At 74.4% G+C, this 18714-nt stretch carries 1 protein-coding gene; it reads right to left on the bottom strand.

From position 1 onward, the window contains the following. Positions 1-16: 16 nt before the first annotated feature. Complete coding sequence (locus tag ACFYW5_RS16565; RefSeq protein WP_389417693.1) at positions 17-18688, bottom strand: non-ribosomal peptide synthase/polyketide synthase; 18672 nt, start codon at positions 18686-18688, stop codon at positions 17-19. Positions 18689-18714: the final 26 nt, after the last annotated feature.

Raw genomic sequence — 18714 nt, 5'->3', positions numbered from 1 at the left:
TCCTCTCCTCAGGGTCCTACGGTCGGCTCTTGCGCTCTGCCCGCACGACGAGCCCTTCCAGCGCGCGGAACCACGTCTCGGCGAGGTCCTGGACGGTCTCGCGCGGCAGCAGCCCTTCCAGATAGGACCAGTGGGCGGCCAGCACCGGCCCGTCCGCCCGGTCCTCGGTCACCACGTTGACGGTCAGGGCGTGGCCCTGGCGCATCGCGGACCCGGGCCCGATGTCGGCCGCGTCCTCCTCGGGCGCGTACGACCAGTCCGTCTCCTCCGGGATGCCGAACCGGCCCAGGTAGTTGAACTCCACGCGGGCCGGTTCCCGGGCCGCCAGCTCCTCGCGGGTGCGGGGGTTGAGGTGGCGCAGCAGGCCGTAGCCGAGGCCGTTCGTGGGCAGCGACGCCAGATGCTCGCGCACCCGGCGCACCGCCTCCTCGGCCGCCGGGCCGCCGGTGAACGCGTCGGCGGGGTCGGCCGGGCCCGCATCGAGCCGCACCGGGAAGACGCTGGTGAACCAGCCGACCGTACGGGAGAGATCGGCGCTGTCCCCGGCCAGTTCCTCCTCGCGGCCATGGCCCTCCAGGTCGACCAGGACCGAGGTGTCGGTGCCGCCCGTGCGGCGCTGCCGGTCGGCGAAGGCCAGCGCGAGTCCGGCGAGCAGCACGTCGTTGACGCCGGCGCCGAACGCCGCGGGCACGGCGGACAGCAGTGGCCCGGTGCGCTCGGCGGGCAGCCGCAGGACGACCTCCCGCTGGGTTGCGGTGGTGTCGCGGTCCGGGTCGAGGGGGCGGGTGAGCGGGAAGGGCTCGGTGCCGCCGTCCAGGACGGCCGTCCAGAGCGGGAGTTCCGCCTCCCGGGCCGGTTCGAGGGCCCGCCCGGTGAGCAGCCGCGCCCAGCGGGCGAAGGAGGTCTCGACCGGGTCGAGCCGCACCGGCCGCCCCGCGGAGACGTCCTGCCACGCCGTTGCCAGGTCCGGCAGCAGCACCCGCCAGGACACGCCGTCCACCAGCAGGTGGTGGGCCATCAGCAGCAGCCGTCCGGGGGCGTCGCCCGCGTCGAACCACACGGCCCGCACCAGCGCGCCCGCGTCCGGGTCCAGCGTCGCCCGCGCCGCGTGCGCGTGTACGCGCACGGCCTCGCCCAGCGCCCGGGGGTCGAGGCCCGCCACGTCCACCCGGTCGATCCAGCCGGCGGCGTCGACCGCGCCGGCCGGCGGGACGTGCAGCGTCCAGTCCTCGGCCGCCGTCCGCGAGGGCCGTACCAGCCGCGCGCGCAGCAGGTCGTGCCGGTCGGCGAGGGCCTGGAGCACGGCGGTCAGGCCGGGCAGGTCCAGGGTCGCGGGGGTGCGGACGAGCGCGGACTGGTGGTACGTCGAGAAGGGGCCGCCCAGTTCGCGCAGCCAGTGCATCACCGGGGTGAGCGGGACGGTGCCGGTGCCGTCGTCCTCCCGGCGCGGCGCGGCCGTGTCGGCGACCGTGCTCAGCGCGGCGACCGTGCGGTGCCGGAAGACCAGCCGCGGAGTGATCCGTACGCCTGCCGTCCGGGCCCGGCCCACGAGTTGCATGGCCACGATGCTGTCGCCGCCCAGGGCGAAGAAGTCGTCGTCGACGCCGACCTGTTCGAGTCCCAGCACCTCGGCGAAGACCGTGCAGAGGGCCTCCTCCACGGGGGTGGCGGGCCCGCGTCCCGAGGAGAGGGCGGAGAAGTCGGGCGCGGGCAGGGCGGCCCGGTCCAGCTTGCCGTTCGCCAGCTGCGGGAACCGGTCCAGGGGGACGACGGCCGCCGGGACCATGTGGTCGGGCAGCCGGGCGGCGACGTGGCCGCGCAGCCGCGCCGGGTCCGGGACGGCACCCGGGGCCGCCACCACGTAGGCCACCAGCATTTTGCGAGCGTCCGCCTGTCGTACCGTCACCAGTGCCTGTCCGACCGTGGGATGGGCGGTGAGCGCGGACTCGATCTCGGCCGGTTCGACGCGGAAGCCGCGGATCTTGACCTGGTCGTCGGCCCGGCCGAGGTAGTCCAGGCGCCCGTCGCCCGTCCAGCGGGCCAGGTCGCCGGTGCGGTAGAGGCGTGAGCCGGGCGGGCCGAAGGGGTCGGCCACGAACCGTTCGGCCGTCTGCCCGGGTGCGCCCAGATAGCCGCGGGCCAGCCCGCCGCCCGCGAGATACAGCTCGCCCGTGACGCCGGGCGGCACCGGCTGGAGCAGCCCGTCCAGGACGTGGGCCCGGGTGCCGGCCACCGGCCGCCCCACCAGGGGCCGTTCGCTGTCGCGGACCCGCGCCACCAGGGCGTCCACCGTGGACTCCGTCGGCCCGTACAGGTTGAACGCCTCGGTGCCGCGCAGGTCGGCCAGCCGTCGCCACTGCGCGGCCGGTACCGCCTCGCCGCCGACGCCGACGACCGCGAGGGGGCTCTCGTCGCCGTCCAGCAGGCCGCTGTCGGCCAGCTGCGCGAAGAGGGACGGGGTGACCTCCAGGAAGTCGAAGCGGTGCGCGCGCACGGCTGCCGCGAGCAGGCCGGGGTCGCGCCGGACCTCGTCGGACACGATGTGGACGCAGTGCCCGTCCAGCAGCCACAGCTGGGGCTGCCAGGAGGCGTCGAAGAAGAACGACCAGGCGTGTCCGGCCCGCAGGTGCCGCCGTCTCGTGGCCTCGACGGCCGGCGCGTACAGCGTCTCGCGGTGGCTGTGGAAGAGGTTGCCGAGGGCCTCGTGGGTGACCACGACTCCCTTGGGGCGGCCGGTGGAGCCGGAGGTGTAGATGACGTAGGCAGGATGACGAGGGCTCAGGGGGACCGTCAGGTCCGCCGGGTCCTGGGCGGCGATCCGGGCGGTCGTGGCGGGGTCGTCCCAGTTCAGGCGCTCGGTGCCCGGGGGCAGGGTGAAGTCGCCGGTGGTGACGGTCACCACCGGACGGGCGTCGTCGAGGACGTCGGCCGTCCGGCCGGCCGGGGCGTCGGGGTCCAGCGGCACATAGGCCGCGCCCGCCTTGTGCACCGCGAGCACGGCCACCAGGAACCGCGCCGTGCGCGGCAGCGCCAGGGCCACGAACCGCTCCGGACCCGCGCCGAGTTCGACGAGGACCCTGGCGAGCCGGTTGGCCTCCGCGTTGAGGTCGGCGAAGGTGAGCTCGATGCCGTCGGAGGCCGCCGCGGGCCGCTCGGGGCACTGCCGCACCCGCTCCTCGAACAGCGCGGGCACCGTCGTCGGCGCGGCGAGAGCGGGCCTGCTGTGCCAACCGCCGTGCAGGCGCCGTCGTTCGTCGTCGTCGAGGAGGTCCACCCGGCCCACGGTGACGTCCGGGTCGGCGGCGACCGCGCGCAGCACGCGGCGCAGCCGGTCCGCGAAGGACTGCGCGGTGGCGTGGTCGAACAGGTCGGCGCTGTACTCCAGCACCCCGTCGACACCGCTGCCGTCGCCGCGCTCCACGAAGTCGAAGGACAGGTCGAACTTGGCCGTCGGCTGCAGCACGTCGTCCCGGCGAGCGAGCAGACCGGGCAGCCCCGCGTCCTCCTCCCCGGCCGCCAGGTAGACCACCATCACCTGGAACAGCGGGTGCCGGGCGAGCGAGCGGACCGGGTTGAGCACTTCCACCAGCCGCTCGAAGGGCACGTCCTGGTGGTCGAAGGCGGCGAGATCGGTCTCCCGCACCCGGGTCAGCAGCTCCCGGAAGGCCGGGTCGCCGGAGGTGTCGGTGCGCAGCACCAGGGTGTTGAGGAAGAACCCGACCAGGTCCTCCAGGGCGGCGTCGGTGCGCCCGGAGATCGGGCTGCCGATCGGGATGTCGTGGCCCCCGCCGAGCCGGGTGAGCAGGGTGGCCACCGCGGCCTGGAGCACCATGAAGACGCTGACTCCCTGGTCACGGGCCAACCGCCGCAGGTTCGCGGTCAGTTCGGCGTCGAGGGAGAGATCGGCCGCGCCTCCCCGGTAGCTGGCCTCCAGCGGCCGGGGCCGGTCGACGGGCAGCGCCAGCTCCTCGGGCAGTCCGGCCAACGCCCGCCGCCAGTAGGCGATCTGCCCTTCGCCTACCTGCGCCAGCAGTTGTTCCTGCCACAGCGTGTAGTCGGCGTACTGGACCGGCAGCGGCGCCCACTGCGGCGCCCGCCCTTCGGTCCGGGCGGCGTAGGCGAGGGCGAGGTCCCGGTTCAGGGGTGCCTGCGACCACTCGTCCCCGGCGATGTGGTGCAGCAGGAGCAGCAGGGTCCACCGGTCCTCGCCGGTCCGGAAGACCTGGACACGCAAGGGGGGTTCGCGGTCCAGGGCGAAGCCGTACGCCCCGGCCCGCGCCAGCCGCTCGGCGAGGTGCTCCTCGTCCACGTCCGCCACCTCGAAGGGGATACGGACCTCGTCCGGCGCCAGCACCCGCTGGAACGCCCTGCCCTCCTCGTCGGGGAAGACCGTGCGCAGCGTCTCGTGGCGTACCGCGAGATCGTGCACCGCGGCCCGCAGCGCCTCGACGTCCAGCGCCCCGGTCAGCCGCCAGGCGGCGGGGATGTTGTACGTCGCGCTCGGGCCCTCCACCTGGTAGAGCACCCACAACCGGCGCTGGGCCGAGGACAGCGGAAGCCGCCCGGGACGCGGACCCGGTCCGAGCGCCGGGCGGGCGACGGCCGGGGCCGTGCCGTCCGCCGTGAGCCGCTCGGCGAGCCGGGTCACCGTGCGGGCGTCGAACACCGTGCGCAGGGACACCTCCACGCCGAGCGCCGCCCGGATCCGCGCCGCCAGCCGCATGGCCAGCAGCGAGTGGCCGCCCAGGGCGAAGAAGTCGTCGTCGACGCCGACCCCGGGCAGTCCGAGGGCGTCGGCGAACAGGCCGCACAGGATCTCCTCGCGGGGGGTGCGCGGCCGGGCATCGGCGGTGCTCTGCGCGGCGAAGTCGGGCGCGTGCAGGGCGCGGCGGTCCAGCTTGCCGTTGGGGGTGAGGGGCAGCGCGTCCAGAGGGACGAAGGCGGCCGGGACCATGTGCTCGGGCAGGACGGCGGCGCTGTGGCGGCGCAGCTCGGCCGGGTCGGCGGTGTGTCCCGCGGCCGGTACGAGGTAGGCCACCAGCCGCTGGTCGTGCGCGATCACGACGGCGTGCCCGACGGACGGGTGCCGGGTCAGGGCCGCCGCCACCTCCCCGGGCTCGATGCGCATGCCGCGGATCTTGACCTGGTCGTCGGTCCGGCCGAGGAAGTCGAGCGTGCCGTCGGGCAGCCACCGGGCCAGGTCGCCCGTGCGGTACATGCGGGCGCCGGGCCCGCCGTACGGGTCCGCGACGAACCGCTCGGCGGTGAGGGCGGGGCGGTGCAGATAGCCGCGGGCGAGCTGGACGCCCGCCAGGTACAGCTCCCCGGCGACACCGGGCGGCACCGGGCGCAGGGCGGCGTCCAGGACGTAGGCGCGGGTGTTCCACACCGGGCGGCCGATCACCACCTGCCGGACGCCGGGCGGCACGTCGGTCGCCGTGACGTCGACGGACGCTTCCGTGGGCCCGTACAGGTTGTGCAGCCGGGCCGGGAGGACCCGGTGGAAGCGCTCCGCTACCGCGAGGGGCAGGGCCTCGCCGCTGCACATCACCTGGCGCAGGGTCGTGCAGCGGGCCGCGGTGGGTTCCTCCAGGAACAGCTGGAGCATGGAGGGCACGAAGTGCGCGGTCGTGACGGCCTGTTCCTGGATGAGCGCGGCCAGGCGGGCCGGGTCCCGGTGGGCCTCCGGCGGGGCGACCACCAGGGTGGCGCCGGTGATCAGCGGCCAGAAGAACTCCCACACCGACACGTCGAACCCGGCGGGGGTCTTCTGCAGCACCCGGTCCCCGGCGGTGAGCCGGTAGGTGTCCTGCATCCACAGCAGCCGGTTGGCGATGCCCGCGTGCGGGACGACCACGCCCTTCGGGCGGCCCGTCGAACCGGAGGTGTAGAGGACGTAGGCCGGGCTCAACGGGTTGTGGGTGAGCGGGAGTTCGCCCTCGGGACCATCCGGCAGCGCGTCCCGGATCACGCAGGCGGGCCGGGCGTCGTCCATCAGGAACGCCAGCCGCTCCGCCGGATGACCGGCGTCCAGCGGGAGGTACGCCCCACCGGCCCGGTGCACCGCGAGCAGGGCCACCACGAGGTCGGCCGACCGGGGCAGCGCCACGCCCACCGTGGACTCCGGGCCCACGCCCATCCCGGCCAGGACCCTTGCCGTGTGCTCGACGCGCGCGTCCAACTCGGCGTAGGTCAGCCGCTGTTCCCCGAAGACGAGGGCCGGGGCGTCCGGGGTGCGGGCCGCCTGGGCGCGGAACAGGTCCGGCAGGGTCGTCGCGCCGGCCTCGTGCGCGGTGTCGTTCCACCCTTCGATCAGCAGGTGCCGTTCGTCGGCGTCCAGCAGCTCCAGCTCGCGCACCGGCCGGTCCGGGTCGTCGGCCACCTGCTCCAGCAGCCGGACCAGGTGCCGGGCGATCCGCCGTGCGGTCGGCTCGTCGCACAGATCGAGCGCGTGCTCCAGGAGCAGCGTCAGACGGCCGGGCCCGGTCTCGTCCACGAAGGTGAAGTGGAGGTCGAACTTGGCCGTGCCGGTGTCCATGTCGAACCACTCGGTCGGCAGGCCGAGCACGTCGGGATCGCCCTCGGGCCGGTGGTGGTAGCCGAGCATGACCTGGAAGAGCGGGTTGCGGCCGGTCGCCCGGGGCGGGTTGAGTGCCTCCACGACCTGGTCGAAGGGCAGGTCCTGGTGCTCGAACGCGGCCAGGGAGGACTCCCTGACCCGGGCGAGCAGGGCGCGGAAGGTGAGGTCCGGGCCGGACAGGTCGGTGCGCAGGACGAGGGTGTTGACGAAGAAACCGACCAGATCGTTCAGGGCCTCGTCGGCGCGGCCCGCGACGGGGGCGCCCAGCGGGATGTCCTCGCCGGCGCCGAGCCGGTGCAGCAGGGCAGCGGTGGCGGCCTGGAACAGCATGAACATGCTGGTGCCGGTGGACCGGGACAGCTCACGCAGGGCACGGCCGGTGCCGGGGTCCAGTTCCAGGCGGACCCGGCCGCCCTGTCCGGTGGGCTCGTCCGGGCGGGGCCGGTCCAGGGGCAGGGTCAGTTCCTCGGGGAGGTCGCGCAAGGTCTCGGTCCAGTGCGCGAGCTGCCCGGCGCCGACCTGTCCGAGCAGCGTGTCCTGCCACAGGGTGTAGTCGGCGTACTGGACCGGCAGAGGAGCCAGGTCAGGGGCGCGTCCTGCGCGGCGGGCCAGGTAGGCGGCGGTGAGGTCGCCGAGGAAGGGCCGGTCGGACCACTCGTCGGTGGTGATGTGGTGCAGCATCAGCGCCACCACATGGTCGTCCAGACCCAGTCGCATCACCTCGGCCCGCAGCGGGAGTTCGGTGGCCAGGTCGAAGGGGCGGCGCTGGGCGGCCTCGACGCGTGCGGCCAGTTCGTCCTCGGCGCAGTCGGTGACGCGGAACTCGGGCTCGGTCTTACCGGGCGCCGCGATCCACTGGTACGGCTCGCCGTCCTCCTCCAGGAAGCGCGTACGCAGGGACTCGTGACGATCCGTCACATCAAGCAGTGCTGCGCGGAGTGCGTCGAGGTCGAGTCGGCCGCGGAGCCGGAAGACGAGGGGGAAGTTGTAGGCGACCGAGCCTCCGGCGATCCGCTCGACCAGCCACAGCCGCCGCTGGGCCGCCGACAGCGGGATCCGCGCGGGCCGTTCGGCGGCGGGCGCCGGCACGGGCCGGGACGGGCGTCCGGCCTCCGCGCGCAGCGCCAGGGCCTCCGGTGTGGGGGCCTCGAACAGGTCGCGGATCGCCAGCTCCGCCCCCAGCTCGGTCCGGGCCCGGCTGATCAGCCGGGTCGCGAGCAGCGAATGACCGCCCAGGTCGAAGAAGTCGTCCTCCGCGCCGGTGCGGGGCAGCCCCAGCACCTCGGCGAAGAGCCGGCACAGCACCTCCTCCACGGGGGTGCGCGGGCCGCGCCCCTGGGACAGGGCCACCGCGGGCTCCGCGTCCGGCAGGGCGCGGACGTCGAGCTTGCCGTTGTCGTTCATCGGCAACCGGGGCAGCACCACGAAGGCCGTCGGGACCATGTAGCCGGGCAGCCGCCGACCCAGGTCGTCCCGCAGCCGCCGGATCAGCGCGCCCTGGCCGCGGGTGGCGGTGGGCGTGTTGGCGTACACCTCGGCCCCGCGCGGACGGTACAGGCCCAGGGTGCGGCCGGGGAGGCCAGCGGGCAGGAACACGGCGTCGAAGAAGCCCGGCTCGTCGGACCATGTGGTCAGCACGCGACGGCCGCGGGACTCCCCCAGCCGCCGCAGGTCCTCCGGCTCCACACCGGGGTCCGGCGGCGGGGCCGAGTCCATCGCGCGCATCGCGGCCAGATCGGCCGCCGTACGCGCGTCGGGGATCCCGCGGACCCGGAACGGGCCGGGTGCGTCCAGGTGCCCGGGCAGGTCGCCCGGGTCCACCTCCGGGATCTCGTCCAGGCGGACGGCGTCCGTCGTGTCGGCGTACAGCACCACGTCGTAGCGGTAGCGCGTCAGCTCGTTGTGGTGCCGCCCGGCCTTCGTGCGCAGTTCGACGCCGACGCCAAGGGTGGTGAACCAGTCGGGGTCGACGAGGAGTTCCTTCTCCAGGGCCAGGCCCCGGTCCACCGCCCGGCGCAGGTCGTCGGCGCCCCGGGCGGCCTGGATGCCGGTCTGGAAGACCCGCGCCTGGCGCAGGTCCCGTACGTCGCCGAGGAACAGCGCGCCGCCCGGGGCGAGCAGGTCCAGCGCGCCGCGGATCACCTTGCGCAGGTGGTCCAGGCTCGGGAAGTACTGGACGACGGAGTTGATGACGACCGTGTCGAAGAATCCGGTCGGCAGACCATCCGTCATCTCGGCGGCCTGGCAGCGCAGTTGAACCTTGCGGGCCAGCTCCGGGTCCGCCCTCAGGTCCTCGCCGAGCTTGCGGATCACGGGGGCCGCGAAGTCGGTCGCCCAGTACGCCTCCACGTCGGGAGCGAGCCGGGACAGCAGCAGCCCGGAGCCGACACCGATCTCCAGAACGCGCCGGGGCCGCAGTTCCCGGATCCGCTCGACCGTCGCCTCCCGCCACTCCCGCATCTGCTCCACGGGGATGGGGCTGCCGTCGTAGGAGCTGTCCCAGCCCGCGAAGTCCTCGGTGAACAGGGCCGTGCCGATCTCGGTGTACTCGGCGGAGTAGACCTCCCGCCACTCCCCGATCTGCTCCCGCTCGGCCGCCCGCCGGGCCTCGGCGTCGGGTTCGGCGGGGACGACGTAGCCGACGAGCCGCTGGATGCCGGGCGCGGAGGTGTCGTCGCGGGCGAGCACGGCGGCCTGGGAGACCTCGGGGTGCTGGGCGAGCGCGGTCTCGATCTCGCCGAGTTCCACCCGGTGGCCGCGGATCTTGACCTGGTCGTCGGTCCGGCCGAGGAAGTCGAGGTTGCCGTCCGGGCGGCGCCGTACCAGGTCCCCGGTGCGGTACATGCGCTCGCCGGGCCGCCCGTAGGGGTCGGCGACGAAGCGCTCCGCGGTCAGTCCCGGCCGGTCGAGGTAGCCACGCGCCAGGCCCACGCCCGCGATGTACAGCTCGCCCGCCACACCGTCGGGCACCGGCCGCAGCCAGGGGTCGAGGACGCGGGCGCGGGTGGCGCGGATCGGGCGGCCCACGGTCGGGGTAGCGCTGTCGCCGGTGCCGCCGCCGAGGGTGTTGATCGTGTACTCGGTGGGCCCGTACAGGTTGTAGCCGTAGGTGCCCTCGGTGTCCCGCAGCGTGTTCCACACGGTCTCGGTGACCGCCTCGCCGCCCAGCAGCACCAGCGGCGGGCGGTGTCCCTCCAACAAGCCCTCCTCGATGAGGAGATGGGCGTACGTGGGGGTCACGTTGACCACGTCGACGCGGTGCTCCTCGCAGTACGCCACCAGCGCGGTGGCGTCCCGGCGCAGCTCCTCGTCGCAGATGTGCACCTCATGCCCCTCGACGAGCCACAGCAGCTCCTCCCAGGACATGTCGAAGGCGAAGGAGACGGTGTGCGCGATGCGCAGCCGCCGTCCGCCGGCCGCGGCGATCGCCGGGGCGAAGATCTCCTTCTGGTGGTTGAGCTGCATGTTCGTCAGGCCGACGTACGGCGTGACGACACCCTTCGGGCGGCCGGTCGAGCCGGAGGTGAAGATGACGTAGGCGGGGTGGTCCAGGCTGAACGTCCGCAGGACGGGGTCGGTGGAGTGGCCGCCGAGCGCGGCGGGGTCGTCGAGCAGGACGCGGGGGGTGGCGTCCGTCAGCGTCCGGGAGACCGCCTCGGTCGTCAGCAGGAGCAGCGGCCGGGCGTCGGCCAGCATCAGCGAGAGCCGCTCGGCCGGGTGGTCCAGCTCCAGCGGCAGATAGGCGGCACCGGTGCGCAGGACGGCGAACAGCGCCACCACGGTGTCGATCGAGCGCGGCAGCCCGAGCGCGACGACCTGTTCGGGTCCGGCGCCGCGGGCGATGAGCATCCGGGCCATGCGGTTGCAGCGGGCGTCGAGTTCGGCGTAAGTGACGGTGTGCTCGCCGAAGACGAGCGCGGTGGCGTCCGGGGTGCGGGCGGCCTGGGCGGCGAGCAGGTCCGCCACGGTCTCGTGCGGCACGGGCTGCCGCTGCTCGGCCTCCTCGCGGGCCAGCGCGGCGGCCTCGGCGGGCAGCAGCGCGGACAGCGAACCGACGGCGGCGGACGGGTCGGCCACCAGTCGTCCGGCCAGCAGCACGAACCGGTCCAGCAGAGCGCGCGCGTACGCGTCGTCCAGCAGGTCCGGGCGGTAGGCGAGGGTGACGCGGATCCGCTCGCCGGGGGTGACGACGAGGTTGGCCGGGTAGTGGGTGGCGTCCACGTTGGCGACCGCCGTCGCCCCGTGCAGCTCGCGCAGCTCGGCGAGCCGCTCGTCGGTGTCGGCGTTGCGCAGCACGAACAGCGTGTCGAACAGCCGCCGGTGACCGGTCTCCGCCTGGAGGACGCCGAGGCCCAGGTATTCGTACGGCATGACCGCCAGCCGCTCGCCCTGGACGCGGCGCAGCAGGTCGAGCACGGACTCCCGGGGGTCGAAGGCGATACGGGCGGGGACGGTGTTGAGGAACATGCCGACGACGTTCTCGACGTCCGGCACCTCGCTGGGCCGCCCGGCGACCGTCGTACCGAACACGATGTCGCCGCGGCCGGACGCGCTCGCGAGGACCAGCCCCCAGGCCGCGTTGAGCACCGTGTTGAGGGTGAGGCCGTGGCGGCGGGCGGTGTCGCGCAGCCGCTCGGCGGTCGCCGCGTCGAGGACGGCGTCCAGGTGCTGCGGGATCACCGGTTGCGGACCCCGGTCACCGACGGCCGGGACCAGCAGGGTGGGTTCCTCGAAACCGGCCAGGGCGGCGCGCCAGGCACGGGTCGCCTCGGTGCCGTCCTGCCGCTCCAGCCAGGTCAGATAGTCGCGGTAGGAGCCGGGGCGGGCGAGCCCGGCCGGGTCGCCGCCGCTCTCGTACAGGGCGAACAGCTGGTCCAGGAAGAGCCAGGCCGACCAGCCGTCCCACAGGATCAGATGGCGTCCGACGACGAGCCGGTCGCCGCGCGCGTCGCCGAGCCGCACCAGCAGCAGCCGGAACAGCAGCGGACGGGTCAGGTCGAAGCGGCGGGACCGCTCCTCGTCCATCAACTCCCGCATGCGCCGGTCCTGTTCGGCCGGGGGCAGATCCGCGAGGTCCACCTCGGTCAGCGGGATCTTCGCGTCCCGCACGATGAACTGCACCGGCCGGCGCAGCCCTTCACTGGTGAACCCGGCGCGCAGCGAGGGGTTGCGGGCCAGCAGGGTGCGGGTCGCGGCGCGCAGCCGCTCGGCGTCGACGCGTGCGGCGAAGTCGAAGGACTCGTGGACGGTGTAGACGTCCAACGGGCTGTCGTCGTAGGTGGAGTGGAAGAACAGGCCCTCCTGGAGCGGGGCGAGCGGCCAGACGTCCTCGATCAGGCCGGGGGCCAGCCGTTCGACGCGGGCGCGTTCCTCCTCGGTGAGGCGGAACGCCGTCGCCGTGGCCGCCGCCGTGGAGGGTGCGGCCACCGTTGCGGCGGTGGCGAGCGCGGCCGGGGTGCGGTGCTCGAAAACCTCGCGCGGGCCGAGGACCAGTCCGGCCCGGCGGGCCCGGCTGGCGACGGCGATCGAGCTGATGCTGTCGCCGCCGAGCAGGAAGAAGTCGTCGTCGGCACCGACGTCCGGCAGCTTCAGTACGGCGCCGAAGATCTCCGTGAGCAGCTGTTCCCGAGGGTTGCGCGGGGCGCGGGGCGTGGCGCGTTCGGCCTGCGGGGCGGGCAGCGCGTTGCGGTCGAGCTTGCCGCTGGGGGTCAGCGGCAGGTCGGCGAGGACGACACAGGACGCGGGCACCAGGGCGGCGGGCAGCGACGCCGCCAGCGCCTCGCGCAGGCGGGCCGGGTCGGGGGAGGCGTCCGCGGACGGTACGACGTACGCCACGAGGGCGTTGTCCCGTACCGTGACCGCGGCCCGGGCCACGGCGGGCAGCCGGGTCAGTGCGGCCTCGATCTCGCCGGGCTCGATGCGGTTGCCGCGGAGTTTGACCTGCCGGTCGGTGCGGCCCAGGTACTCGATCACCCCGTCGGGGCGGCGCCTGACCAGGTCGCCGGTGCGGTACATGCGGCTGCCGGGCGGCCCGTACGGATCGGCGGTGAACCGTTCGGCGGTCAGTGCCGGGCGGGCGTGGTAGCCGCGGGCCAACTGCACACCGGTGAGGTACAGCTCGCCCGGGGCGCCGTCGGGGACGGGCCGCAGACAGGTGTCCAGCACCCGCAGGCCGGTGTTCCACACCGGGCGGCCGATGGGCACGGAGGGGCCCTCGTCGGTGCCGTCGCAGGGGTGATGGGTGACGTCGACGGCGGCCTCGGTGGGGCCGTACAGGTTGTGCAGCGGTACGCCGGTCAGCTCCCGCCAGCGCCGGGCGGCGCCGGTGGGCAGCGCCTCGCCGCTGCTCAGTACGCGGCGCAGGGAGGCCGCCCAGCCGGGGTCGGCGGTGACCTCGCCGGACTGGAGGAAGGCTGCCAGCATGGACGGCACGAAGTGCAGGGTGGTGACGGCCTGTTCGCGAACCAGCGCGGCCAGGTAGGCGGGGTCGCGGTGGCCGTCGGGGCGGGCGAGGACCACGGCCGCGCCTTCGAGGAGCGGCCAGAAGAACTCCCACACCGAGACGTCGAAGCTGGAGGGCGTCTTCTGCAGGACCCGGTCGGCGGCGGTCAGTCCGTACTCGTCCTGCATCCAGGCGAGCCGGTTGACGATCGCGCGGTGGCTGACGAGCACGCCCTTGGGCAGGCCGGTGGAGCCGGAGGTGTAGATCAGGTAGGCGGGGTCGTCGGGGTGCGTGGCCACGGGTTCGGCGGGGGACTCGGCGGGAGGTTCCGCCTCGTCGTCGAGCAGCAGCACCGTCGTGTCGGGCGTGGGCGGCAGCCGGTCGGCGGTCGTGCCGAGCGTGATCACCGTCGTGGCGCCGGAGTCGGTGAGCATGTGGGCGACGCGGTCCGCCGGGTAGTCGAGGTCGACCGGGAGATAGGCGGCGCCCGACTTCAGCACGCCGAGCAGCGCCACCACCAGTTCGGCCGACCGGGGCACGGCCACCGCGACGAAGGCGCCCGGTCCCGCACCGCGGATCCGCAACCGTGCGGCCAACGCCTCTGCGCGGGCGTCGAGTTCGGCGTACGTCAGCCGCTCGTCCGCGAAGACGACCCCCGTGGCGTCCGGGGTGCGGGCCGCCTGCGCCGCGAACGCCTCGGCCAGGGTGGTCTCCGGGACGGCCCGTTCCTCGCCGGCCGGGTGGGCGCGCAGGGCCTCGTCCGGGGAGAGCAGGTCCACGGAGGCCGCCGGGCGGGCCGGATCCGCGGCCAGGGCCTCCAGCACGCGTGCCAGGCGGTCGCCGAGCAGCCGTACGGCATCGCCGTCCAGGCGCTCGGCGTGGTGCTTGAGCCGCAGGTCGAGCCGCTCCCCCGGCTTGACGACGAGGGCGAGCGGATAGTGCACGGCGTCGTGGAAGGCGTCGCCGGTGATGCGGACGCTGCCGGTGGCGTCCCGCAGGTCGGTTTCCGCGGGGTAGTTCTCGAACACCACCAGGGTGTCGAAGAGTTCGCCCTGTCCGGCGTGCCCGGCGAGCCGCTGGATCTCCGCGAGGCCGAGGTGCTGGTGGTCCAGCAGCCGCGCCTGCTCCTCCTGGAGGCGGGTCAACAGGTCCCCGAGCGTTTCCCCGGGGGTCCAGCGCAGCCGGGTGGGCAGGGTGTTGATGAACAGGCCCACCATGGAGGCGATGCCGTCGACCTCGCTGTCGCGGCCGGAGACCGTGGTGCCGAACACCACGTCGTGGCGGCCGGTGAGGCGGCCGAGCAGCAGTCCCCAGGCGGCCTGGACGACGGTGCCGAGGGTGACGCCGTGCTCGCGGGCGCGCTCCACGAGCCGCGCGGTGGTCCGCTCGGGCAGCTCCACCCGGACGTGCCCGGGGCGCACCGGGGCCGCGGTGACCGGGGCGTCGACGAGGCGGGTGGGTTCGTCGAGCCCGGCGAGCGCCGTGCGCCAGGCCTCGCGGGCCGCGTCCCGGTCCTGACCGGCCAGACGGCGCAGGAAGGAGCGGTAAGGGGCGACTTCGGGGAGCGGTGGGGTGGCGGTGCCGTAGCAGGCCATCAGTTCGCGGTGCAGGACGGGCAGGGACCAGCCGTCGGCGACGATGTGATGGAAGGTCAGGACGAGTCGGCTGCGCTGTCCGCCGAAGCGGACGAGGGCGCAGCGCAGCAGGGGCGGTCGGGCCAGGTCGAAGCCCGCGGCCCGTTCATCTGCCGCCACCGCCTCGGCCAGGGCGGCCCGGTCCTCGGCGTGGCGCGCCGACAAATCGGCTTCTCGCCAAGGCAGTTCGGCCTGCCGGGTGATGATCTGCACGGGGGTGCCGTCGGGGCCCTGGCGGAAGGCGGCCCGCAGGGGTGCGTGCCGGTCCAGCAGGCGCTGGGCGGCGCGGCGCAGGGTGGGGCCGTCGACCGGCCCGGCCAGCTCGAGCACTTGCTGGACGACGTAGATGTCGTCGTGGATGTCGTCCTGGGCGGCGCTGGTCAGGGAGTGGAAGAAGAAGCCCTGCTGGAGGGGTGTGAGGGGAAGCGTCTCCTGGATGTCCAGCGGGTCCGTGCCCTGGAGGTCGGCCAGGTCGCCGGGGCCGATCTCCAGCAGCGGTGCCTGCTCGGCGTGCTCCTCGACGCGCTCGACGGCCGCCTGGGCGAGGGCCTCGGCGGTGCGGTGCCGGAAGACGTCACGGGTGGTCAGCCGCAGCCCCGACTCCCGGGCTTTGATGAGGAGTTGGATGGCGGTGATGCTGTCCCCGCCGAGGGTGAGGAAGTCGTCCTCGGCCGTGACCGAGTCCAGCCCGAGCACCTCGGCGAACAGGGCGCACAGCAGCTTCTCGCGCGGGGTGCCCGGTGCGCGGCCCGCACTCAGCGCCCCGTAGTCGGGGGCGGGCAGCGCCCGGGCGTCGATCTTGCCGCTCGGGGTGACCGGCAGCGTGTGCAGCGGCACCAGGGCGGAGGGGACCATGTAGTCGGGCAGCCATTCGGCGGCGTGCGCGCGCAGCGTTCTCATCAGCGCGGTCACATCGCGGAACGGAGCGGGACGGTTGGCGTGCGGATAGGCACCGGCCGTCCGGTACAGGCCGGGGCACGGGTCGGAGAGGGCGAGGACCGCGTCGAAGGCGCCGTCGTCGGCGGTGCCGTTCCAGGTGAACGCCGCTTCGTAGCCGTGCCGGGCGGCCAGGGCGTGGATGTCCTCCGGGTCGGCGCCGGCGGCCGTCCTGCCGCTGCTTCCCTCCAGCTGCCACAGGTCCGCGAGGTCGTCGGCGAGGCGGGCGTTGGGGATGCCCGTGAGCCGGAGCCGTGCGGGGCGCCGCTCGGTGAGGAGCGCGTCCAGCCGGCCGGCCTCCGCCCACGGGATCTCGTGTTCGTCGGGGGCGGCGGTCCGCGGACCGGGGCGCAGGACGACGTCGTACCGGTACCGGTTCAACTCGTTGTGGTGGGTGCCCCGTTTGAGCCGGATCTCGGCGTCGAAGCCGTCCAGGGCGGCGAAGTAGTCCGGGTCCAGCAGCAGTTCGCCCTCCCAGCGCACCGACTGCTCCACGGCGGCGCGCAGGGCGCCCTTGTCGTCGGTCGCGGCGCGCCGGGTCTCCACGGCCGCGCGCAGGGTGCGCAGCAGCCGCAGATTGCGTACGTCGCCGACGAAGATCCGGCCGCCGGGGGCGAGGAGTCCGGCCGCCGCGCGCAGGACGTCGGTGAGGTAGTCGGCGCTCGGGAAGTACTGGGCGACGGAGTTGAGGACGACGGTGTCGAAGTGGTGGGCGGGCAGGCCGGTCGTGTCGTGGGCGGGCTGGGCGCGCAGTTCGACGCCGGGCAGGTCCAGCTGGGCGCGCAGGGCGCCGATCGCCTCGTCGGAGAGGTCGGTGCCCCAGTACTCCTCGCAGTGGGGCGCGAGCCGGGAGAGGATCAGCCCGCTGCCGACGCCGATCTCCAGGACCCGTCGGGCCGGGCCGAGTTCGCGGAGGCGCTCGACGGTCGCCTCCCGCCACTCCCGCATCTCCTCGACGGGCAGCGGGAGTCCGTCGTACATGCTGTTCCAGCCCGCGAAGTTCTCCTGGGAGCCCTCCGATCCGGCCGCGCTGTAGAGGAGTTCGTGGACCTGCTTCCACTCCTCGACGTGCGTGCCCGGGCCGTCGAGGTCGGGCACGACGTACGCGACGAGCCGGCGGTCGCCGGGCCGGTCCTCGCGGGCGACGACGGTGACCTGGTCGACGGCCGGGTGGCCGCGCAGCACCGACTCGATCTCGCCCGGTTCGATGCGGAAGCCGCGGATCTTGAGCTGTGCGTCGGCGCGGCCGAGGAACTCCAGCCGTCCGTCGGCCTTCCAGCGCACGAGGTCGCCGGTGCGGTAGAGCCGCTCGCCGGGCGCGCCGAAGGGGTCGGCGACGAACCGTTCGGCGGTCAGGTCGGGCCGGCCGAGATAGCCGCGCGCGAGGCCGGCGCCGCCCAGGTACAGCTCGCCGGTGAAGCCGGCCGGGACGGGGCGGAGGCAGGCGTCGAGGACGTAGGCCCGGGTGCCGGGGTCGGGCACGCCGATCGGGACGATGGAGCCGGCGGGGATGTCCGGATCGCACAGGCCGAGCGTGGAGTTGGTGGTGGCCTCGGTCGGGCCGTAGGCGTTGAACATCATCCGTCCGCGCGCGTAGCGGCCCACGAGTTCCGGGGAGACGCGCTCGGTGCCCGCCAGCAGGGTCGCGGTGGGCGGCAGTTGGACGTCGTCGGGCATGGCCGCGAGCAGCGCGGGCGGCAGGATCATGAAGGTGATGCCGTGCGCGTGGGCGTAGTCGGCGAGGGGGGCGCCCGGCACCCGCCGCTCGGCCGGGACGACGACCAGCCGGCCGCCGGAGAGCAGGCCGAGGCACAGGTCCCAGAAGGCGACGTCGAAGCTCGGCGAGGCGAACTGGAGCACCCTGCTGTGCGGCCCGATGCCGAACCGTTCCGTCTGGGTGGCGACGAGCTTCGCCACCCCGCTGTGGGCGAGGACGACACCCTTGGGGCGCCCGGTCGAGCCCGAGGTGTAGATGACGTAGGCGGCGGTGTCGACGGTGATCGGAGCGCCGGGGTCGTGGGCCGGGTGCCGGACGAGTTCGGCGGCCGTGCCGGGCGCGTCGAGCAGCAGCAGGGCCATGCCCTCCCGCTCGGGCAGGTCTCCCGCGGTCTCCTCGGTGGTGACCATGCACACGGGTCCGGCGTCGCCGAGCATGTAGGCGATGCGGTCCGCCGGGTAGTCGTGGTCGATCGGCAGATAGGCGGCGCCGGACTTCAGGACGGCGACCTCGGCGACGATCAGGTCCAGGGAGCGCGGCAGGGCCAGGGCGACGATGCGCTCGGGACCGGCTCCGCGCGCGAGCAAGGCGTGCGCGAGCCGGTTGGCCCGCTCGTCGAGTTCGGCGTAGGTCAGTTCCTGGTCCTCGAAGACCAGGGCGACGGCGCCGGGGCGGGCGCGGACCTGCTCGGCGAACATCGCGGGCCAGGTGGCGGCGGGCACCGTGTGCTCGGTGGCGTTCCAGTCGAGGACGACCTGCCGGTACTCCTGCGGCCCCATCAGCGTGAGCCGGTCGACGGGGGCGTCCGGGCGGGCGAGCGCGTCGGTCAGCAGGGTCCGGTAGTGGCCGAGCAGCCGGTCGACGGTCGCGGCCTCGAAGAGACGGGGGTCGTACGTCGCCCGCGCCTCGCCTTCGCGCACCGCCAGCAACAGGTCGACCGGGGCGGGCAGTTCGCCTGCGGGGCGGGCGGCCGTGGCGAACGCGGTGTTGAAGAACAGGCCGCCGCCGCGGGTGCGCCGGGGGCGCAGTTCGTCGCTGAGCATGTCGAAGGGCAGCCGGTGGGTCTCGGCTTCCTGCCATGCCTGCGCCACGCGGTGCCGCAGCCCCTGGAAGGTCGGCTCGTGGTCGGCGGACACGCGTAACGGGAGGCCGTCGTGGCCGACGGTGATGTCCATCGCGCCGCTGTAGCGGTGCAGCAGGGCGACGAAGGCGGTGAGCAGGTCGGTGTCCGCGGCGTCCGGGACGCCGGACAGGGTGCGGGTCGCCCGGCCGGGGTCCGGCTCGGACGGGTGCGGCCGGTCGGCGGGCAGTGAGATCTCCAGCGGCAGCGGGGTCAGCAACCGCTGCCAGTAGGCCAGGACTTCCTCGGAACCGCACACGGCAGCGCGCCCTCCCAGGCAGGTCG

The organism is Streptomyces sp. NPDC002779 (assembly GCF_042888685.1).
GTDB lineage: Bacteria > Actinomycetota > Actinomycetes > Streptomycetales > Streptomycetaceae > Streptomyces.
Note: the sequence above shows the minus strand (reverse complement) of the source record. Positions and strands in the feature narration are given on the sequence as shown.